The sequence below is a fragment of the Salegentibacter salegens genome, from assembly GCF_900142975.1.
Taxonomy (GTDB): Bacteria; Bacteroidota; Bacteroidia; order Flavobacteriales; family Flavobacteriaceae; genus Salegentibacter; species Salegentibacter salegens.
In genome coordinates, this window is sequence record NZ_LT670848.1 from 2,035,832 (window position 1) to 2,055,474 (window position 19,643).

Annotated in this window: 20 protein-coding genes and 1 pseudogene; 9 read left to right on the forward strand and 12 right to left on the reverse strand. The window is 36.5% G+C overall.

Annotated features, from left to right (window positions below; translation table 11 throughout):
* Window positions 1-73 precede the first annotated feature (73 nt).
* From fabG to B5488_RS09190, 11 genes are all read right to left on the reverse strand, one after another.
* Window positions 74-820 (reverse strand): 3-oxoacyl-[acyl-carrier-protein] reductase, encoded by a 747-nt coding sequence (gene fabG, locus B5488_RS09140; protein WP_079734978.1) that lies wholly within the window; start codon window positions 818-820, stop codon window positions 74-76.
* A gap of 130 nt (window positions 821-950) precedes the next feature.
* On the reverse strand, window positions 951-1,826 hold the full coding sequence (gene sucD, locus B5488_RS09145; RefSeq protein ID WP_079734979.1) for a succinate--CoA ligase subunit alpha: 876 nt from the start codon (window positions 1,824-1,826) through the stop codon (window positions 951-953).
* A gap of 167 nt (window positions 1,827-1,993) precedes the next feature.
* A complete protein-coding gene (locus tag B5488_RS09150) occupies window positions 1,994-3,547 on the reverse strand; it encodes a M56 family metallopeptidase (RefSeq protein WP_079734980.1) in 1,554 nt (517 codons plus the stop codon).
* Window positions 3,547-3,915 (reverse strand): BlaI/MecI/CopY family transcriptional regulator, encoded by a 369-nt coding sequence (locus B5488_RS09155; protein ID WP_079734981.1) that lies wholly within the window; start codon window positions 3,913-3,915, stop codon window positions 3,547-3,549. The genes B5488_RS09150 and B5488_RS09155 overlap by 1 nt, the downstream gene beginning before the upstream one ends.
* Window positions 3,916-4,023: 108 nt before the next feature.
* Entirely contained in the window at window positions 4,024-4,419 is a 396-nt protein-coding gene (locus B5488_RS09160; protein WP_079734982.1) for a nuclear transport factor 2-like protein, read from the reverse strand.
* A 6-nt stretch (window positions 4,420-4,425) separates the two neighbouring features.
* Complete coding sequence (locus B5488_RS09165) at window positions 4,426-5,355, reverse strand: UDP-3-O-(3-hydroxymyristoyl)glucosamine N-acyltransferase (protein ID WP_079734983.1); 930 nt, start codon at window positions 5,353-5,355, stop codon at window positions 4,426-4,428.
* Between the two features lie 158 nt (window positions 5,356-5,513).
* Window positions 5,514-6,080, reverse strand: coding sequence for an elongation factor P (gene efp / locus B5488_RS09170; RefSeq protein ID WP_079734984.1), 567 nt, complete (start codon window positions 6,078-6,080; stop codon window positions 5,514-5,516).
* Window positions 6,081-6,090: 10 nt separating this feature from the next.
* A complete protein-coding gene (gene lpxA, locus B5488_RS09175) occupies window positions 6,091-6,876 on the reverse strand; it encodes an acyl-ACP--UDP-N-acetylglucosamine O-acyltransferase (protein ID WP_079734985.1) in 786 nt (261 codons plus the stop codon).
* Window positions 6,877-6,881: 5 nt separating this feature from the next.
* The gene (locus B5488_RS09180; protein WP_079734986.1) at window positions 6,882-8,282 is read right to left on the reverse strand and encodes a bifunctional UDP-3-O-[3-hydroxymyristoyl] N-acetylglucosamine deacetylase/3-hydroxyacyl-ACP dehydratase; all 1,401 of its coding nucleotides are present in this window, start codon (window positions 8,280-8,282) and stop codon (window positions 6,882-6,884) included.
* Complete coding sequence (gene lpxD / locus B5488_RS09185) at window positions 8,272-9,300, reverse strand: UDP-3-O-(3-hydroxymyristoyl)glucosamine N-acyltransferase (protein WP_079734987.1); 1,029 nt, start codon at window positions 9,298-9,300, stop codon at window positions 8,272-8,274. The genes B5488_RS09180 and lpxD overlap by 11 nt, the downstream gene beginning before the upstream one ends.
* A gap of 24 nt (window positions 9,301-9,324) precedes the next feature.
* Window positions 9,325-10,554, reverse strand: a complete 1,230-nt coding sequence (locus B5488_RS09190) for an HD domain-containing protein (RefSeq protein ID WP_079734988.1) — start codon at window positions 10,552-10,554, stop codon at window positions 9,325-9,327.
* A 190-nt stretch (window positions 10,555-10,744) separates the two neighbouring features.
* Here B5488_RS09190 and porX point away from each other — a divergent pair, with 190 nt between their 5' ends.
* The 6 genes from porX (at window position 10,745) to B5488_RS09215 (ending at window position 15,417) form a co-directional block, all read left to right on the forward strand.
* Window positions 10,745-12,304, forward strand: coding sequence for a T9SS response regulator signal transducer PorX (porX, locus tag B5488_RS09195; protein WP_079734989.1), 1,560 nt, complete (start codon window positions 10,745-10,747; stop codon window positions 12,302-12,304).
* Between the two features lie 75 nt (window positions 12,305-12,379).
* The gene (gene tsaE, locus B5488_RS09200) at window positions 12,380-12,784 is read left to right on the forward strand and encodes a tRNA (adenosine(37)-N6)-threonylcarbamoyltransferase complex ATPase subunit type 1 TsaE (protein WP_079734990.1); all 405 of its coding nucleotides are present in this window, start codon (window positions 12,380-12,382) and stop codon (window positions 12,782-12,784) included.
* 280 nt (window positions 12,785-13,064) lie between these two features.
* Window positions 13,065-13,211 (forward strand): hypothetical protein, encoded by a 147-nt coding sequence (locus B5488_RS17975; RefSeq protein ID WP_170065275.1) that lies wholly within the window; start codon window positions 13,065-13,067, stop codon window positions 13,209-13,211.
* Between the two features lie 232 nt (window positions 13,212-13,443).
* Complete coding sequence (locus B5488_RS18170) at window positions 13,444-13,743, forward strand: hypothetical protein (protein ID WP_231919718.1); 300 nt, start codon at window positions 13,444-13,446, stop codon at window positions 13,741-13,743.
* Between the two features lie 59 nt (window positions 13,744-13,802).
* Window positions 13,803-15,002 carry an alanine dehydrogenase gene (locus B5488_RS09210; protein ID WP_079734992.1) on the forward strand — a complete coding sequence of 400 codons (1,200 nt, stop codon included), beginning with the start codon at window positions 13,803-13,805 and terminating at the stop codon, window positions 15,000-15,002.
* 40 nt (window positions 15,003-15,042) lie between these two features.
* On the forward strand, window positions 15,043-15,417 hold the full coding sequence (locus tag B5488_RS09215; RefSeq protein ID WP_079734993.1) for a DUF4258 domain-containing protein: 375 nt from the start codon (window positions 15,043-15,045) through the stop codon (window positions 15,415-15,417).
* A gap of 89 nt (window positions 15,418-15,506) precedes the next feature.
* Here the strand turns inward: B5488_RS09215 and bcp are convergent.
* A pseudogene (gene bcp / locus B5488_RS09220) lies at window positions 15,507-15,953 on the reverse strand (thioredoxin-dependent thiol peroxidase); the annotation flags it as partial.
* A gap of 255 nt (window positions 15,954-16,208) precedes the next feature.
* Here bcp and istA point away from each other — a divergent pair.
* From istA to B5488_RS09235, 3 genes are all read left to right on the forward strand, one after another.
* A complete protein-coding gene (gene istA / locus B5488_RS09225) occupies window positions 16,209-17,753 on the forward strand; it encodes an IS21 family transposase (protein ID WP_079734994.1) in 1,545 nt (514 codons plus the stop codon).
* 24 nt (window positions 17,754-17,777) lie between these two features.
* The gene (gene istB / locus B5488_RS09230) at window positions 17,778-18,497 is read left to right on the forward strand and encodes an IS21-like element helper ATPase IstB (protein WP_079734995.1); all 720 of its coding nucleotides are present in this window, start codon (window positions 17,778-17,780) and stop codon (window positions 18,495-18,497) included.
* Between the two features lie 209 nt (window positions 18,498-18,706).
* Window positions 18,707-19,363 carry an endonuclease III domain-containing protein gene (locus B5488_RS09235; RefSeq protein ID WP_079734996.1) on the forward strand — a complete coding sequence of 219 codons (657 nt, stop codon included), beginning with the start codon at window positions 18,707-18,709 and terminating at the stop codon, window positions 19,361-19,363.
* Window positions 19,364-19,643: the final 280 nt, after the last annotated feature.

A 19,643-nucleotide genomic window follows, 5' to 3' on the forward strand; every position in this document is an offset into this window, starting at 1 on the left:
TATTGAAAATGGAGTTAAAAGTTAATGGTATTTCTTTTAACTAATAACTATTCACTCTTAACTACTAATTTATCTAGGTGTGCATCCCGCCGTCTACGTGAAGTACCTGGCCGGTGATATAAGCACTAAGATCACTTCCAAGAAAAACACAGGCGTTTGCGATATCTTCAGGACTTCCACCACGTTTTAAAGGGATTGCCTGTCTCCATCCATCCACAACTTTTTCATCCAGTTTTTCAGTCATTTCGGTCTCGATAAATCCTGGTGCAATTACGTTGGTTCTAATATTCCTGGAACCAAGCTCCTGGGCCATAGATTTAGAAAATCCAATAATTCCGGCTTTTGAAGCTGCGTAATTCGCCTGGCCAGCGTTTCCGGTTACGCCAACTACAGAACTCATATTGATAATACTTCCTTTGCGCTGCTTTAGCATAGTGCGTTGTACTGCTTTGGTCATATTAAAAATAGACTTCAGGTTTACTTCAATCACCTTATCAAAATCTTCTTCGCTCATGCGCATTAATAGGTTGTCTTTGGTGATTCCCGCATTATTAACTACAATGTCTATAGCTCCAAAATCGCTAGCCACATCTTTCACTAACTGCTCTGCTTCTTTAAAACTGGCCGCATTAGATTGATAAGCTTTAGACTTTACTCCAAGTTTACTCAATTCGTCGGCTAATGCGTTAGCAGATTCGGCGGAGGAATTATAGGTAAAAGCAACATTAGCACCGTGTTCGGCAAAAACCTGGGCTATTCCTTTTCCAATCCCGCGGCTACCACCTGTAATTATGGCATTTTTTCCTTCTAATAATTTCATATTTATAAAAAGATTGATGTTAATTTAATAGTTTCAAATATAACAAAAGCTAATGCTTAGAAATAAAAAATCCTCCTGTATTTAGTGTTTATACTAAATAAGGAGGATTCTAATATAATTTAGAAAGATTTTAGCCCTTCATAACCTCGGCTACTTTTTTACCAATTTCAGCTGGAGAATCCACAACGTGAATTCCATTTTCTTTAAGAATAGCTTTCTTGGCTTGAGCTGTATCTTCGCTTCCGCCTACGATTGCTCCTGCGTGACCCATTGTTCGTCCCGCTGGTGCAGTTTCTCCGGCGATAAAACCTATTACCGGTTTTCTATTTCCGTTTTCTTTGATCCATTTAGCAGCATCTGCCTCTAACTGACCTCCAATTTCACCGATCATTACAATACATTCGGTTTCATCGTCGTTCATCAATAATTCTACAGCCTCTTTAGTAGTAGTTCCAATAATTGGATCTCCACCTATTCCAATCGCAGTAGTAATTCCAAGACCTTGTTTTACAACCTGGTCTGCAGCTTCGTAAGTTAAAGTACCCGATTTAGATACAATTCCTACTTTCCCCTTTTTGAAAACAAAACCTGGCATAATACCAACTTTTGCTTCTCCCGGAGTAATTACCCCAGGGCAGTTTGGACCTACCAAACGGCAATCTTTATCCTGAATATAATCGTAAGCTTTTACCATATCGGCAACAGGAATACCTTCTGTAATTGTAATAATTACTTTAATTCCTGCATCTGCGGCTTCCATAATTGCATCTGCAGCAAAGGCTGGCGGTACAAAAATTATAGAAACATCGGCTCCGGTTTTTTCAACAGCATCAGAAACTGTATTGAAAACCGGCTTGTCAAGATGTTTTTGACCTCCTTTACCGGGAGTTACACCTCCAACAACGTTGGTTCCGTATTCTATCATTTGTTCAGCGTGAAAAGTACCTTCGCTACCGGTAAATCCCTGAACTATTATTTTTGAATTTTTATTGACTAAAACGCTCATAAATTTTTTGATTTTTGCGATTACAAAAGTAGGTTTTTAAAAATAAAAGATAAAGCGTTTTGTGAAGTTTATTAGTGCGTTTTTGCTGAAAACACCGCTAAAAATTGAAATGTTTCGTTAAAGTTTAATTTACGTGCCTTCTGGAAAATTCAATTAGAACCCTCCAATTAAGATTTCTGATCCCCGTTATTTTTTCGTCTTTCCAGCATTTTCTGCTTTCTATTTTCAAATTCAAGTTGTCTTTCTTGGAGCTCCTTCTCTCTCAATTCTAATTGTTTTTCTCTTTTCAGCAAATGCTCTTCCCTAATCTTCATTCTCTTTTCCATAATTTCCCGATGCTCTATAACTTCTATAACCACGGGCTCTTCTGGAGCTTCAGGTGGTTCAGATACTTCACGTACTTCAATAATAACAGGCTCTTTGGGTGCCTTTGGTACTTCACGCACCTCAATAATTATGGGTTCTTTTGGTGCTTCCGGAACTTGCGGCGCCTCAGTTTTATTTACTTTAGGCGCTTTGGGAGGCTTGGGTACTTTCCATTCCTGTTTGGTTGGTGTGGGCGGTGTTTCGGGGAACAATCCTTCTTCGCTAGGGTTTAGTTCAAAATACTTCGATTTCTTGTATTCTCTGTTTAACTTTTCAGCAAAATCATCAGGAATATTAGATAAACGAAGTCGGATATTTTTATTCCTTATTTCATCTTTAGAATACTTACTAACACTATTGTCCAGTTCTTTTGAGAAATTTTGAAGCTTTACATGCTTTCCATTTAAGCGAATGGTTTCACCTTCTACCTCAATAAAAAATAAATAATCTTGTTGAAGTGATGTAGTTGCGGGTACTTTCTCCCCAGGACTTGTTCTAGCAACGATGTCGTTATTAAAAAAATAAATACACAAACATAAAACCGGGATTAGAAGTCCGACTTTACTGAAAAATAACTTTCGCGAAAATTGGTTTGAAATCATAATAATTCGTTTTTTGATTAATGAATGTTTAAAGGGGCTCGTTAACGAGAATTGATGAAGGTCTCTCGAGCTATTAATAATTAAGTTAGAGTATGAAACAGGGTCAGCATTTTGTTTTAACACAGCCTCATCTGCTAGAAATTCGTGATTTAGCCGGATGGAACGTTTTAAAAAATAAACCACTGGATTAAACCAGAAAATAATTTGAAGAATTTCTAAGATAAAAAGATCTATAGTATGAGCCTGTCTCACGTGCGCTTCTTCGTGCTGAATAACTTCGCCAGGAATTTTATTTTCTAAGTACCGATCCTTATCTAGAAATATATACTTAAAATAAGAATAAGGTATAGTTGCAAAAGGAATTAAAACCCTGGTGCTAAACTTATTTACTTCTTTTTCATTATTGTTGATAGATGATTTTAATTTAAGGATGTTTCTTAAAAAACGCACCAAAAAGAAGGCAACCCCAATAGCATAGATAATCCATAGAAAATCAGGAAAATAATTTTTAGTCCCGATTTCTGAATTTGAATTAGGACTATCTAATTGAGAAACAGTTTCGCTAAAACTGGCTGTAGAAAGTTCTTGGACTTCATAGCTTATAGTAATGAATGGTAAAGTGAGCGAAAAAATTAATATTAAAATCAGGAAATAGCGCTTAAAACTATGCTGTTTCTCATTCTCTAGAAATATTATATAAAAAGTATACAATATTAAAAGACAACAAATGGATTTTATAATATAAGCTTCCATCACTTCTTATTTTTAATTTTCTGGTCTATTATCTTTTTAAGATCTTTTAATTCATCTTCACTCATATTAGATTGCTCGGTGAAAAATGAAGCGAATTGGGAAGTAGAATTATTAAAAAAGTTTTTAATAAAACCCTTCATTTGCTTCGAGGAATAATCTCTTTTTCTCACTAAAGCATAATATTCCCGGGATCTTCCAAACTGCTTATAACCAACAAAACCTTTATCCTGCATTCTTTTTAGTAAAGTAGCAACGGTGGTATTGGCCGGTTTGGGCTCTGGATAGGCATCAATTAAATCTTTCATGAAAGCTTTTTCTTGCTTCCATAAAATTTGCATTAACTGTTCTTCTGATTTAGATAAATTCATCTCTACATTAATAGAATTACATCTACAAATGTAGAATAAATATTCAGTTCTACAAACATAGAATTGAATATTTAACTTTTTTATTTTAAAATGATAAAAACAAATGTGTTAAGACCAGGGACTTTCGTCTATCTCTTCACCAAGTTGTGAGATTTGTACGCCTTTAAAAAGTTTATTGTCTTTTAATTCCCAGATAGCCATAAAGTGGGCAAGTGGCATTTCTTCATCGGGATTTTCTATGGTTTTCACGTGGTAGGTAAACTGAATAGCGATTTGATGATCCTCTTCTACCGTTTTTTCAACTTCGGCTTTAAGCGATTCGTAGTTTTTTGACATATCATTCCGAATGGCCAGAATCTCATCAAAATTCAGCTTTTTAAGTCCGGTAGTTCCGTACCAGGTGAGATTTACATTGGGATGCAAATAATTGTCTAATGTTCCTTTTTCATCATTGAATAAGGAAGTATAAAAACTCTCAACAATCTCTTTACTTTTTAAGCCCATAGTATTTTACTTTAATTTTTCCAGCAATTTAGGTAATTGCCTTAAAAGCGCCAACTCTTTTAATTTAGCCCTGGCTTCCATTGCAGGATTGCCTGTATAAATTTTATTGGCTTTTGTAGATTTCGTAATTCCGGCCTGTCCCATAAGCACTCCACCTTTTTCTACGGTTATTCCGCTACGCATTCCCACCTGGCCCCAAACGGTAACTTCATCTTCAATAGTCACAGCTCCCGCTATTCCTACCTGGCTGGCAATAAGACAGTTTTTACCAATTACAGTATCGTGACCAATCTGAATTAAATTATCCAGCTTAGTACCTTCTTTAATGGTAGTATCTCCCGTAACACCTTTATCTATGGTGCAATTTGCTCCAATCTCTACATTATCTTCTATAACCACACGACCGCCAGATCTTAATTTATCAAAACCATCTTCGCGTTTCTTGTAATAAAATGCATCCCCACCTAAAACGGTTCCCGAATGAATAATTACATTATTGCCAATCACTGCATTATCATATATACTTACATTGGAATGAATAAGGCAGTTACTACCTATTTTCACATTATTCCCTATAAAAGTATTAGGCTGAATATGCGTGCCCTCTCCTATTTGAGCCGAATCTGAAATAGATTTTTCGGCTTTTTTGAAAGGCTTAAAATATTGGGTGAGTTTATTAAAATCTGAAAAAGGATCTTCTGAAATAAGCAATGCTTTTCCTTCAGGACAATCTACCTTCTTATTGATTAAAATTACGGTTGCGGCCGAATTTAATGCTTTATCGTAATATTTTGGATGATCTACAAAAACAATATCACCCGGAGTTACCACGTGAATCTCATTAATTCCCAAAACCGGAAAATTAGCATCACCAATATATTGAGCATCAATAATAGTGGCAATTTGTTGCAGCGTATGTTCTTGTGGAAATTTCATATTGATGAATGTTAATATAGAAAAAGATAAAAAATCCTTTAACGTCAAGCTGAACTTGTTTCAGCTTCTAACATGAATATTAATTTTATTGACCTAGATCCTGAAATAAATTCAGGATGACGATCTTGTGAATTTGCAATCCTTTATTTCTGAAAGAACTATTCTTTAATTCTTTCTTTATAAGTTCCTTTTTCGGTTTCAATTTTAATTTTGTCCCCTTCGTTTATAAATAAAGGAACATTAACCTCAGCCCCGGTTTCTACAGTTGCAGGTTTCGTGGCATTAGTTGCGGTATTTCCTTTTACCCCAGGTTCTGTATGTGATACTTCTAAAATAACACTTGCAGGCATTTCTACCGAAAGTGGCGCATTATCTTCTGTATTGATAATTACCGTAACTACTTCGCCTTCTTTTAAAAGTTTTGGTTGATCTAAAACATCTTCAACCAAACGAATTTGGGTATAATCTTCAACATTCATAAAATGATAGAATTCCCCATCATTATACAAATATTGAAACTTATGGGTTTCTACACGAACATCTTCAATCTTATGACCGGCAGAAAAGGTATTTTCAATAACTTTTCCCGTGGTTACACTTTTAAGTTTGGTTCTTACAAAAGCAGGTCCTTTTCCCGGTTTTACGTGTAGAAATTCAGTTATCTTAAAAATATCGTGGTTGTAACGAATACATAATCCGTTTCTAATATCACTTGTACTAGCCATTATTTTCGTTTTAATTAGAGCTAAAGTATCCTTTCATGATACCTCGCTGTGAGTTTTTAATAAATTCTAAAATTTCGTCCCTTTCTGCGGTTGCCTGCATTTCAGCTTCAATAATAGCAACAGCCTGGGAGTTATTATAGTTTTTCTGATATAAAATTCTATAAATATCCTGTATTTCACGAATCTTTTCGGTAGTAAATCCTCTTCGGCGTAAGCCAATAGAATTAATACCAACATAAGAAAGTGGTTCTCTTCCCGCTTTTACAAATGGAGGAACATCTTTTCTTACCAGGGATCCGCCGGTAACAAAGGCGTGTCTGCCAATACTACAAAACTGCTGAATCGCCGCCATTCCTGCTAGAATCACGTAGTCTCCAACATTTATATGACCGGCAAGCGTGCTATTGTTAGAAAAGATACAATTATCTCCCACAATACAATCGTGCGCAATATGACAATAAGCCATAATCCAACAATTTTTACCGATTACGGTTTTCATTCGGTCTGTAGTTCCACGATTAATGGTAACACATTCCCTAACGGTAGTATTATCTCCAATAACCGTAATCGTATCTTCGTCGTCAAACTTTTTATCCTGCGGAATAGCAGAAATAACGGCTCCCGGAAAAATACTGCAATTCTTTCCAATTCGGGCACCTTCCATTATAGTTACGTTAGATCCTATCCAGGTTCCCTCGCCTATTACTACATTATTATGTATCGTGGTAAAAGGTTCTATCACTACGTTTTTAGCAATTTTGGCTCCCGGATGTACGTAAGCTAAAGGCTGGTTCATATTTTTTATTTTGATTTTACAATTTGCGCCATAAGTATGGCCTCGGTAGCCAGTTTCCCATTAACATAGGCATAACCCTGCATCTGGCAAATTCCGCGGCGAATAGGCGCAAGTAATTCTAATTTGAATATTAAAGTATCTCCAGGTACTACCTGTTGTTTAAATCTTACATTATCTATTTTCATAAAATAAGTAAGATAATTTTCGGGATCTGGAACCGATTTTAAAGCAAGAATACCACCGGTTTGAGCCATAGCTTCAACCTGCAAAACCCCAGGCATTACTGGTTTTCCGGGGAAATGCCCCACGAAGAAAGGCTCGTTCATGGTAACGTTCTTTAATCCAATCACACAAGTATCGGTACAGCTATAAATTTTGTCTACCAAAAGGAATGGAGAGCGATGCGGCAATATATCCATTATATCGGTCACATCCATTAATGGTTTCTGATCAAAATCTATTTTTGGAACATTATTGCGTTTTTCGGCTTTAATTATTTTCGCCAGTTTTTGGGCAAATTGGGTATTTACATAATGTCCTGGCTTATTTGCGATAATTTTCCCCCTAATTCTGGTTCCTACTAATGCTAAATCTCCCATAACATCTAAAAGTTTATGGCGCGCAGCTTCATTAGGATAATGCAAGGTTAAATTATCAAGAATTCCATTTTGCTTAACCGAAATATTATCACGGTTAAAGGCAATACGAAGTTTTTTAAAGGTTTCTTCGTTTATTTCTTTATCTACATAGACAATAGCGTTATTTAAATCTCCACCTTTAATTAATCCGTGATCCAACAAAGCTTCAAGTTCGTGTAGAAAGCTGAAGGTTCTAGCATTTGCAATTTCGTGTTTAAACTCAGAAAGGTGTGAAATGGTAGCGTTTTGTGTGCCCAAAACTTTTGTTTCAAAATCTACCATGGTGGTTACCTGGTATTCATCTGCGGGCATTACAATTATTTCACTTCCACTTTCATCGTCGTGATAGGTAATTACCTCCTCCACAACAAATTCTTCACGCTCGGCTTCCTGAGCCACCACTCCGGCTTTTTCTAAAGCTTCTACGAAAAACTTTGAAGAACCATCCATTATTGGAGGTTCAGATGCATTTAATTCAATTACAATATTATCTATATCCATACCTACACAGGCGGCAAGGACGTGTTCTGAAGTTTGGATTTTCACCCCTTTCTTCTCAAGGTTGGTCCCTCGTTGGGTGTTTACCACATAACTTACATCTGCTTCAATCTCGGGTTCTCCTTCAAGATCCATTCTTTTAAAAACATAACCGGTATTTTCTGCAGCAGGTTTAAAAGTCATTTTCACTTTCTGCCCGGTATGCAGACCAACCCCTTCAAGAGAAATCTCTTTATCTATGGTATGTTGTTTCGCCTGTTTATAAGCCATTTTTAATCTTTTTTTCTAATTGGTTAAGTGTATCTATGGTTTTAGGTAAGTTTTTAAAATGAACATAGGATTTGGCGAAATCTCCATAGCCAAAAGCGGGAGAACCCTGCAACATTTCATCGTCTTTTACATTTCGGCCAATACCAGATTGCGCCTGAATTTTCACCCGGTCTCCAATTTGCAAATGTCCGGCTATTCCTGCCTGCCCACCAATTAAGCAATTTTTACCAATTTTGGTAGAACCGGCTATACCGGTTTGTGCAGCTATGGCGGTGTTAGAGCCAATTTCAACATTATGGGCAATTTGAATTTGGTTATCCAGTTTTACTCCTTCTCTTATTATGGTAGAACCTAAAGTAGCCCTATCTATGGTGGTACCTGCCCCAATATCTACATTATCTTCTATAATCACATTACCAATTTGCGGAACTTTTGCATATATCCCATCTTCTCCCGGACTAAACCCAAAGCCATCGGCTCCTACTATAACTCCACTATGTAAAACGCAATTACTCCCAATAATTGTTTCTGAATAAACTTTTACTCCCGGAAAGAGAATCACATCATTAGCGATTTTCACATTATCACCAATATAAACATTAGGATAAATCTTTACATTTTCCCCAATTTTTACGTTTTCCCCAATATATGCGAAAGCACCTAAATAAAGATTTTCTCCAAATTCGGCTGAATCTGAAACAAAGCTGGGTTGTTCAATTCCCTGTTTGTTTAATTTTATCTGGTTGTAATATTCCAGTAATTTAGAGAATGCTTTGTAGGCATCTTTTACTTTTATTAAAGTGGTAGTAATTGGTTCTTCGGCTTCAAAATCACTATTTACAATGGTTATAGAAGCCTGGGTAGAATATATATAGGAAGTATATTTCGGGTTACTTAAGAAGGTAAGGGAACCTTCCCCGCCTTCTTCAATTTTAGCTAATTCAGATACTTCGACCTCAGGATTGCCCTCAATCTCTCCGTCGAGAATCTCTGCTATTTGTGCTGCTGTAAATTTCATTCTGGCAAAAGTAAAAAAAAAGCGTTAATGTTTTGTCTTCGGGTAGCATATATAATACTTAACCACCGTTTTAGAAAGGGCTTTAAGATTCAATTGGTCTGATGCTTTAGCTACATCGCTAATCTTTCCGTTTTTATGTAAAATATTAATATTATTGTTTTCACTTTTATAGGCGGTATTGGTCACTTCGCCGCTAAACACAAAATAATCGGCTTCTGCTGCTGAAATATTCTCTTTTTCCTGTAGTGCTATGCGGCGTTTTTCGAGCTTTTCTACCGATGGTTTTTTCTTCTTGATCTTTACTTTTAAAAGATCCCGGTTTATAATCATATTACATAAATTACTCAGCACAAAATCCTCATGGTCCTGCCACTCTTTCATCGCCGAAATAATATCATAATCGTCTAAACGGGCAAAAACCGATAAAGTTTCTGAAGTAAAATTCTCCGGACCAATTTTATTATAAAGAAAATACGAAAGCGCTTTACTAGCATTAAGCTTTTCACCTTTTTCAACCAGCTCTTTAGCACGTTTCAAAACCCTGATTAAAAGTTGCTCTGCCACAAGGCTTGTTTTATGCAAATAAACCTGCCAGTACATGAGCCTTCTCGCCACTAAAAATTTCTCTACCGAATAAATTCCTTTTTCTTCAATCACTAAATCATCGTTCACCACATTTAGCATGGTGATTAGGCGTTCACTATTAATATTTCCTTCTGCAGCACCGGTATAAAAACTATCGCGTTTTAAATAATCCAGCCTATCCATATCCAGCTGGCTCGAGATTAACTGGTTTAAAAATCTTCGGTTATAGGTTCCGCGAAAAATTTGGAGGGCCAGCGTTAAACTTTGGTTAAATTTGCGGTTCATTTCTTCCATAAAAAGCAAAGAAATACTTTCGTGATCAACGCCTTCTACAATGCTATGTTCCATAGCGTGAGAGAAGGGTCCGTGCCCAATATCATGTAATAAAATGGCAATTTGCAATGCCTCTTCTTCGGCTTCAGAAATTATAACTCCTTTATGCCGAAGTATCTGCACTGCTTTCTGCATTAAATGTACACAACCAATAGCGTGATGAAAACGGGTATGATGCGCACCGGGATAAACCAGGTAAGACATTCCCATTTGCGAAATTCTACGCAGGCGTTGAAAGTAAGGATGCTCAATAATACTGAAGATTCGCTCACTCGGGATGGTAATAAATCCGTAAATTGGATCGTTTAATATTTTGAGTTTATTAGATGAAGTCAAGCTTTGTAACGTATTAATTTAGATCAAAGATACATAGATAGACTTTGGAAGTTGAAAAAGCAATTATTAAGTTATAAAAAACCGGAAATTCCCGATAATTTAGGAAGAAACCATTCATTAAAAAAACGACTATTAAAGTCGAAACACGCATAAAAGAAGAAATCTCATTTAATGAGTAAAAATATAAGATATGAATAAAATAAAAATACTTTGGGTAGATGATGAAATAGATTTACTTAAACCACATATTTTGTTTCTGGAAGGAAAAGATTATGAAGTTGTGACCAGCAAAAGTGGAACTGAAGCATTAGAACAAATTGAAGAAGAAAGTTTTGATATTGTATTTCTTGACGAAAATATGCCGGGACTTACCGGTTTGGAAACTCTCGCTGAAATAAAAGAAAAACGAGAAAACCTTCCTGTGGTAATGATCACAAAAAGTGAAGAAGAATATATTATGGAGGAAGCGATTGGCTCTAAAATAGCCGATTACCTAATAAAGCCGGTAAATCCAAACCAAATTCTTCTTAGTATTAAAAAAAACCTGGATCACTCCCGACTTATTTCTGAAAAAACTACTTCAAATTACCAGCAGGAATTCAGAAAGATCGCAATGGATATGAGCCAGGTAAATACGTTTGAAGAATGGGCAGAACTTTATCAAAAATTAATTTACTGGGAACTGCAATTGGAAGGTCTTGAAGACAGCGGAATGTTCGAAATCCTGGAATCTCAGAAAAACGAAGCCAATACCCAGTTTTGTAAATTTATAGACAAGAATTATCCTTCCTGGTTTGAAAAAGGTGGTAATGCGCCAATTATGTCGCATACTATTTTTAAAGAAAAAGTTGTTCCAGAAATTAACAAAGAACAGCCTACCCTACTTGTTGTGGTAGATAATTTAAGGTACGACCAATGGAAAGCTTTAGAACCGGTGATTTCTAATTATTATAAGAAAGAAAAGGAAGAGCCTTATTACAGTATTTTACCCACTGCCACGCAATATGCTCGTAACGCAATGTTCTCTGGCTTGATGCCTAGTGAAATGGAAAAGTTATTCCCTCAATATTGGAAAAACGACACCGAGGAAGGCGGAAAAAATAACCACGAAGCCGAATTTTTAAATGAACAATTAAAAAGGCTGGGGAAAAGTTTTAAACATGAATATCATAAAATAACCAGTTTAAAAGCCGGAAGAAAACTGGCAGAAAACTTTAAAACGCAAAAGGATAACGATCTTACTGTGGTGGTTTACAATTTTGTAGATATGCTCTCCCACTCTAAAACCGAGATGGAAGTAATTAAAGAACTGGCTTCTAACGATAAATCTTACCGATCATTAACATATAGCTGGTTTAAGAATTCTCCGTTGTTAGATATTATTCAACAGGCAAGACAACTTGGGTTCAAATTAATTATCACTACAGACCACGGAACAATTAATGCTAAAAACCCTTCAAAAGTAATTGGTGATAAAAACACCAGTTTAAACCTTAGGTATAAAACAGGTAAAAGTCTTACTTATGAAGAAAAAGATGTGCTGGCGGCTAAAGATCCCAAGAGCATTCATCTCCCTAGTATTAATATGAGTAGTTCTTTTATTTTCGCTAAAGGAGATCTCTTCTTTGCTTATCCTAATAATTATAATCATTACGTAAGTTATTACCGTAACACTTATCAACACGGTGGAGTTTCATTAGAAGAAATGGTTATTCCTTTTGTGATAATGAACCCAAAACAAGGCATTTAAGACTTGATTTATAGCAGCTTATAGGGAATATTAAATTATTCCCTATCTTTGTATTGCCAAAAATCTATTACTTATATGCCCGTTACCTACAATTTAGCCCAAATTGATGAGGCTGTACAATACATAATAAAGAACGCTAAAAATAATGTCCTATTATTTTATGGCGAAATGGGTGCCGGTAAAACTACCCTAATAAAAGCTTTGGTAAAAGCTTTGGGAAGCGAAGATAAAGTATCAAGCCCCACATTCTCATTGGTGAATGAATATCACACTCCCCGGGAACCAATTTATCATTTTGATTTTTACAGACTGGAAGACCCAAATGAAGCCCTGGATATAGGCCTGGAAGAATATTTTAATTCTCCGGGATGGATTTTAATAGAATGGCCGCAAAAAATACAGGATTTCCTGGAGGAAAACTTTCAAAAAATTGAAATTTCCATCCAGAATGAAAATACAAGAACGTTAAACTTATGTTAATCAAAAGTTAAAGAAAACAAATAAACTTAAAAATCCCAGTGTTAGCAGTTTGAGGCTCTTGCTAAATAGTCTTAAACAAAATAATAGGAAAAACAGAAAATTTTTATATTTTTAACCATTAAATTTTTAGCAGTGTAAAGTAAAAACTGCTAAAAAATAGCCATTTTTTTGCTTAAAAAAGAGCGCAAAAGTACGATTAATGTATTAATTTTTAGTGTTTTATAATTTTATAGGTTTGCTTCAGTAAACAAAACGAAACAACAATCTAAACTATATTATTATGAAACTTAAAGCAGTACTTTTCGCAGCAGCAATTTTTGGAGCAAGTTTTTTTGTAACTTCAACTACAGATAACGATACAAATAATGATCAAATTAAAGAACAAGCAGTTGACGTACGCACGATCAAAGTTCCTATTAACGGGTAGTATTATAGCCCTCTGCATTGCTTTTTCACCATATTTATTTTATTTATATGAAATTTTCCCAAGCGGTCCTGTTTGGGAAAATTCTTTTTTTACCTATGAAAGTAAATATTACGAGAATGTCCTAACTGCGGCCTGGACTTTTTTTGGCAAGTTAACTCCTCTCTTTTTACTTTTAATTTGGTTTTTCACCTGTAAACATTGGTGGTATCATTCAATTTTAGTTCCAGTAACTATGTATGGATACCAACTTGTAACGGCATATTACCAAGATGCTTATGCAAACGATTATATAATTGATACTGATCAACTAATTTATCTTGCACCTTTTTTTATAATTATTCTCTCCATAGTTTATTTAATTCGAATCAAAATTTTCGATAGGATATACGGTATAGACCTTAGCGAAATTGATGAAACCGATGTCTCTGTCTTTTCCCCTATTTCAGAATCTGACCGCAGGGAGGTAAAATCTTTCCAGGAAGAAGAGGAATATTGGGAACCAACTCAGGAAGAATACTATACCCGACTTTAATTTCTGCTATTTTTAAAAATAGTTGTAATTTCCCTTTTCTAAAGTTTTAGCAGTTAACTATGGGCAAACAGGTTTCGCCTTTTACCAAAGAGCAATTAATTCCGCAGGAAGAAACCCTGGAAATCTACAAAAACAAGGGGCAGCTATTTATTGGCATACCTAAAGAAACCTCCTACCAGGAAAAACGCATTTGTTTAAGTCCCGATGCTGTAGCAGCGATTACTGCTCATGGCCATAGGGTAATGATAGAGTCTGGAGCCGGAAAATGGGCCCGGTTTAGTGATAAAGATTATTCTAATGCCGGTGCCGAAATTACCAAAGACACCAGTAAAGTCTTTTCCTGCCCTACCATTCTTAAAATAGAACCCCCTTCTATAGAAGAACTCGATTTAATAAATCCGCAAACCATTTTAATTTCTGCGCTTCAGCTTAAAACTCAGTGCAAAGAATATTTTCAGAAATTAGCTTCAAAACGAATAACCGCTTTAGGCTTTGAATTTATTAGGGACGACGATGGGAGTTATCCCATTGTTAGGGCGTTAAGTGAAATTGCAGGTACTGCTTCCGTATTAATTGCTTCTGAAATTATGAGCAATAATGTAAACGGAAACGGCTTAATGTTTGGGAATATAAGTGGTGTTCCCCCTGTAGAAGTTGTAATTCTTGGTGCAGGCACGGTTGGTGAGTTTGCTGCGCGTTCGGCTTTAGGCCTTGGTGCAAGTATTAAAGTTTTTGACAGTTCGCTTACCCGGCTTAGAGACATTCAAACCAATCTAAACCAAACATTCTACACCTCTACAATTCAGCCTAAAAACCTGAGTAAAGCCATAAAGCGTTGTGATGTATTAATTGGCGCTGTGCGCGGTAAAAATCGTTCCCCGGTGCTAATTACCGAAGATATGGTTACCAGTATGAAACGTGGCGCTGTTATTATAGATGTAAGTATAGATATGGGCGGGTGTATAGAAACCAGCGAAATCACCACGCACGATAAACCAATATTTACAAAACACAATATTTTACACTATTGTGTTCCAAATATTCCATCCAGGTACGCGCGAACTTCTTCACTTTCAATAAGTAACATTTTCACTCCGTATCTTTTACACATTGCCGAAGAAGGCGGACTCGAAAACACCTTGCGTTTTAATAAAGGTTTGCGAAATGGTTTGTACTTTTACCACGGAATTTTAACCAATAAATCTATAGCCGATTGGTTTGATCTTTCTTACCGGGACATTAATTTGCTCATTTTTTAGATCAATTTTCAATCAGGTTTGCTTCCTCAAAATTATATAAATGAAACTAATTCATAGAATTGGATATTTCTCGGTGGGCTTGTTCTTCGGGATTGTACTTTTGCTTTTCTTTTTAGGCGGAAAAAAAACGTCTTGCGATTATTCTCCCGATGCGCGTGTTTTAAAGAATATCAGGATAAAAGAGCGCATTTTTACTGAAGAAGCTTTTAGTTATTTTGAGAATAATAAATTAGATACAGCGCTGGTTTCATTAAGTTTGGAAAATGGCGATGTAGATTTTAGCCGAAGCAATACCGATAAAATAACCTGTAATATTTACGTGATTACCAACGAAGTTAATTCAGCTATCCTGGAGCTTCAAATTGAAAATTGTGATAGCACAGCTACTATTCAAAAAGCGATATTGAAAAAATAAAATAATTACTGTCACCCTAAGCACAATCGAAGTGTCTTTGCAAACATCCCGATTGCGCTCAATGTGACAATCTAGACCATTTTCCTTTTCTATTCAGAAAGGATTTGAGCTGTATGTTCTTTGGTTTTTACTTTTTTAAACACTTCCTCAATTTTACCATCTTCGTCAATAATAAAAGTAGTTCTGTGAATTCCGTCATATTCTTTTCCCATAAATTTTTTGGGTCCCCAAACGCCGTAAGCCTGGATAACCTCTTTATCTTCATCGGCCAGTAGCGGAAATGGAAATTCGTATTTATTTTTAAAGTTACTCTGTCTTTTTTGAGTATCAGCACTTACGCCCAATATCGCATAACCTTTTTCCTGAAAACGCTCCCAGTTATCCCTCAGGTTACAGGCTTCGGCCGTGCAACCCGGTGTACTCGCTTTCGGATAGAAAAACAATACCAGTTTCTTTCCTTTAAAATCTGATAATTTTACGGTATTTCCATCCTGATCTTTTACTGAAAAATCGGGGGCTTTATCACCCGTGGATACACCGGACTAAGCTGACCCCTCTCCGGGGCGTAAATTTAGCAGCATCAACAGGAACATTAATTTACTGCCATTCCGGCGGATACTGACCCCTTCATATAAAAAGATAGCAAGACTGGAATACTTTATTCCGGAGCATACTGCCCCCTTTTCTTTGGGTTTCGTGGATGTGGTTCCGGAGCAAGTTGACCCCCCCCTTGGCTATTTTCTATTCGATTTTGGTTTTACTTAGTGTTTTTTTACACCAAAAGATAAACAATGGCAGGAAAACCAAAACGTATGAGCGCAGTAAAACAAATACTTAGAATGCACTTACAGGGCAAGGGGATAAAAACCATCGCACGTACCTTGTCTGTAAGCAAGAATACTGTTAAGGACTATATCTCAAAGGCTTCACTGGGTACAATCACTACCGAAGTTCTTTTAACTCTTGAGGACACAGCACTGGAGGCTATCTTTTTATCTGGAAATCCAGCCTATAAAGATGAGCGGTATGAACTCCTGAAAGACACCCTTGATTATTGCAGCAAAGAACTGAAGCGGGTTGGTGTAAACCGCAAGGTATTATGGGAAGAATATCACCATAGTGCCCAAAATGGCTACAGTTACAGTCAATTCTGTTATCACCTTCAACAATACCGTGGCACCCAAAATCCTTCGATGGTATTGGAACACCATCCCGGGGAGAAGCTTTATATTGATTACGCAGGAAAAAAACTCTCTTATATCGACAGGAATACCGGGGAAGAAATTTTTGTTCAGGTCTTTGTCGCTTGTCTTCCGTATTCGGATTACAGCTTTGCTATGGCCGTTAGAAGCCAAAAGATAGAAGATTTTATACACGCCCTGAATTGCTGTATAAAAGATTTGGGTGGGGTTCCACAAACCCTGGTTCCCGATAATTTAAAATCTGCCGTTATAAAGGCCAACCCTTACGAACCTGATGTAAACCGTGCACTGGAAGATTTCGCCAATCATTATGGCACTACCGTTACTCCCACACGCCCCAGAAAACCCAAAGACAAAGCCTTGGTAGAGAATCAAGTGAAACTCATCTATAGCCGGGTATACGCCAAATTACGCAACCAACAATTCTTCGACCTTCCTTCATTGAACCGGGCCATTGCACAAAAGGTCAGGGAACATAACCAAACCCGTATGCAACAGAAGGATTACTGTAGGGAAGAGAAGTTTTTAGCTGATGAAAAACATAGCCTGCAAGGCTTACCGGCAGAAGCTTTTGAGCTTAAATACTATCGGGACCTTAAAGTAGCCAAGAACAACCATATTTATTTAGGCATGGACAAGCATTACTATAGCGTTCCCTATGCTTATATGGGAGCGCAGGTAAAGGTTATCTATACACGAAGCCTAGTTAAAGTTTATTGCAAGGCAGCACTCATAGGAGTGCATCCAAGGAATTTTAAAAAAGGAAGCTACTCTACGAAAAAGGAACATCTGTGTTCCCATCATCAGCACTATAAGCAGCGCAGTCCCACCTATTACCTTCAAAAGGCCTATAGCTACTCCGATACGCTTTACAGCTATATGGAAGCTTTGTTCAAACAAGACAAATATCCCGAACAGCTCTATAAGACGTGTGATGGTATTTTAAACCTGGCCAGTAAAGTCAATACGCCCATTTTTACCAAAGCCTGTACTATTGCTTTAGATAATCACAATTATTCCTATCGGTTTTTAAAACAAATCCTGGAGAATAAAATGACAGAAAATATGGAGCAATCCTCTATTAAGTCATTACCGGATCACGAGAATATACGGGGAGCAGGATCTTATAAATAATTAACTATAAATACATGAACACCTATGAACACTATTGAAAATCAATTTAAACAACTACGCTTACAAGGGATGTATATCACTTGGAAAGCCTTGATGGAAACCCGTCAACATCACGAACTGTCTTTTGCAGAAGGCCTTGAGGTACTCCTTCAGGCGGAAGCACAAGACCGCACCAACCGGCGTTTTGAAAGACTGACAAAAACGGCCAGGTTCAGATACCAGGCTACCATCGCGGAACTTAACTTCAACACTTCCAGGGGGATCAATACCTCACAAATTACAGAGCTGGCAACAGGAGGCTATCTTGCTAAAGGGGAATCTGTTCTTATCACGGGATCTACAGGGTGCGGCAAAAGTTTTTTGGCTTCTGCACTGGGACATCAGGCTTGTTCACAGGGAAGTAAGGTTTTGTACTTTAATACTCAGAAGCTATTGATGCAAACCAAAATGAGCCGGCTTGATGGAAGTTTTTTGAAGTTCTTTGAGAAACTGGCCAAAGCAAACCTGCTTATCCTGGATGACTTTGGGTTATCTCATTTGGATAAACAACAACAAATGGACCTAATGGAAATTATAGAGGATCGGCACGGACAATCCTCAACCATTATTGCCAGTCAATTACCGGTAGGAAGTTGGTATGAAATCATTGGAGAAGCAACTATTGCAGATGCTATTTTAGATAGGTTGGTACATACCTCTCATCGTATAGAATTAAAAGGAGAAAGTCTTAGAAAAAAACTGTAATATTGTCATTAAAGTATCTTTTTAGACCAAAATCAACAGGGGGGTCAGTATGACCGGAATGGGGGGTCAGCATCACCGGAATATCCAACCCGCTTCTAATGTTGTCATAATTCTTATTTTTGCTTTGACTTAATATATAAACTTAGTTTTGAAAATTTCGACAAAACGTCAAAGATTTCAATCTAGACTATCGAGTAAATTTAAACAATATGACCAAACAAGAAAAGGTACAGTTCGTAATTGATACCTTAAATGATATTTATCCTGAAATTCCCATTCCGCTAGATCATAAAGATCCATATACTTTATTGATTGCGGTGCTACTTTCAGCCCAAAGTACCGATGTAAAAGTGAACCAGATTACACCTAAACTTTTCGAAATTGCCGATAATCCAAAAGCTATGGTAAAACTTTCAGTAGAAGAGATCAGGGAAATTATTAAACCAGTTGGTCTTTCTCCTATGAAATCTAAAGGTATTCATGGGTTATCTGAAATTTTACTGGAAAAATACAAAGGAGAAGTGCCTGCCAGTTTTGAAGCCCTGGAAGCTTTACCGGCTGTTGGTCATAAAACGGCGAGTGTAGTAATGGCGCAGGCCTTTAATGTACCCGCATTTCCGGTAGATACGCATATTCACCGTTTAATGTATCGCTGGAATTTAAGCAACGGAAAAAACGTAACTCAAACCGAAAAAGACGCAAAACGATTATTTCCAAAAGATCTTTGGAATAAACTTCATTTACAAATTATTTGGTACGGGCGGCAATATTCACCGGCAAGAGGCTGGAACCTTGATAAAGATATTATTACCAAAGAAATAGGGAGAAAAACAGTAATAAGTGATTACTATAAAAAGAAGAAATAGATATAAAAGTAAAGAGGCTGTCTGAAAAGATCGATTTTTCGTCAAACTGAACTTGTTTCAGTTTCTAAAATGTTTTGAATATCAAATAATTAGATCCTGAAAAAAGTTCAGGATAACATTCATAATAAATTTTCAGACAGCCTTTTTGTCAAGTACTAATTAAGAACGGTGCCGAATTTAATGCCTCGACATTCCACCACTCTTAATGCTTTTGAATAATTTAAAAGAAACTGTACCGTTTCTTTTTTGGGTTCCAAATTCTTAAACTGATCTTTTTTTG

Coding starts and splice junctions, on each gene's coding strand:
- istB (WP_079734995.1), top strand. CDS start 17,778: ATGAACACTATTGAAAATCAATTTAAACAACTACGCTTACAAGGGATG.
- lpxA (WP_079734985.1), bottom strand. CDS start 6,876: ATGAACCAGCCTTTAGCTTACGTACATCCGGGAGCCAAAATTGCTAAA.
- lpxD (WP_079734987.1), bottom strand. CDS start 9,300: ATGAAATTTACAGCAGCACAAATAGCAGAGATTCTCGACGGAGAGATT.
- B5488_RS09165 (WP_079734983.1), bottom strand. CDS start 5,355: ATGAAATTTCCACAAGAACATACGCTGCAACAAATTGCCACTATTATT.
- sucD (WP_079734979.1), bottom strand. CDS start 1,826: ATGAGCGTTTTAGTCAATAAAAATTCAAAAATAATAGTTCAGGGATTT.
- B5488_RS18170 (WP_231919718.1), top strand. CDS start 13,444: ATGTATGGATACCAACTTGTAACGGCATATTACCAAGATGCTTATGCA.
- B5488_RS09235 (WP_079734996.1), top strand. CDS start 18,707: ATGACCAAACAAGAAAAGGTACAGTTCGTAATTGATACCTTAAATGAT.
- B5488_RS17975 (WP_170065275.1), top strand. CDS start 13,065: ATGAAACTTAAAGCAGTACTTTTCGCAGCAGCAATTTTTGGAGCAAGT.
- B5488_RS09150 (WP_079734980.1), bottom strand. CDS start 3,547: ATGGAAGCTTATATTATAAAATCCATTTGTTGTCTTTTAATATTGTAT.
- B5488_RS09210 (WP_079734992.1), top strand. CDS start 13,803: ATGGGCAAACAGGTTTCGCCTTTTACCAAAGAGCAATTAATTCCGCAG.
- B5488_RS09215 (WP_079734993.1), top strand. CDS start 15,043: ATGAAACTAATTCATAGAATTGGATATTTCTCGGTGGGCTTGTTCTTC.
- porX (WP_079734989.1), top strand. CDS start 10,745: ATGAATAAAATAAAAATACTTTGGGTAGATGATGAAATAGATTTACTT.
- efp (WP_079734984.1), bottom strand. CDS start 6,080: ATGGCTAGTACAAGTGATATTAGAAACGGATTATGTATTCGTTACAAC.
- B5488_RS09180 (WP_079734986.1), bottom strand. CDS start 8,282: ATGGCTTATAAACAGGCGAAACAACATACCATAGATAAAGAGATTTCT.
- fabG (WP_079734978.1), bottom strand. CDS start 820: ATGAAATTATTAGAAGGAAAAAATGCCATAATTACAGGTGGTAGCCGC.
- B5488_RS09155 (WP_079734981.1), bottom strand. CDS start 3,915: ATGAATTTATCTAAATCAGAAGAACAGTTAATGCAAATTTTATGGAAG.
- tsaE (WP_079734990.1), top strand. CDS start 12,380: ATGCCCGTTACCTACAATTTAGCCCAAATTGATGAGGCTGTACAATAC.
- B5488_RS09160 (WP_079734982.1), bottom strand. CDS start 4,419: ATGGGCTTAAAAAGTAAAGAGATTGTTGAGAGTTTTTATACTTCCTTA.
- istA (WP_079734994.1), top strand. CDS start 16,209: ATGGCAGGAAAACCAAAACGTATGAGCGCAGTAAAACAAATACTTAGA.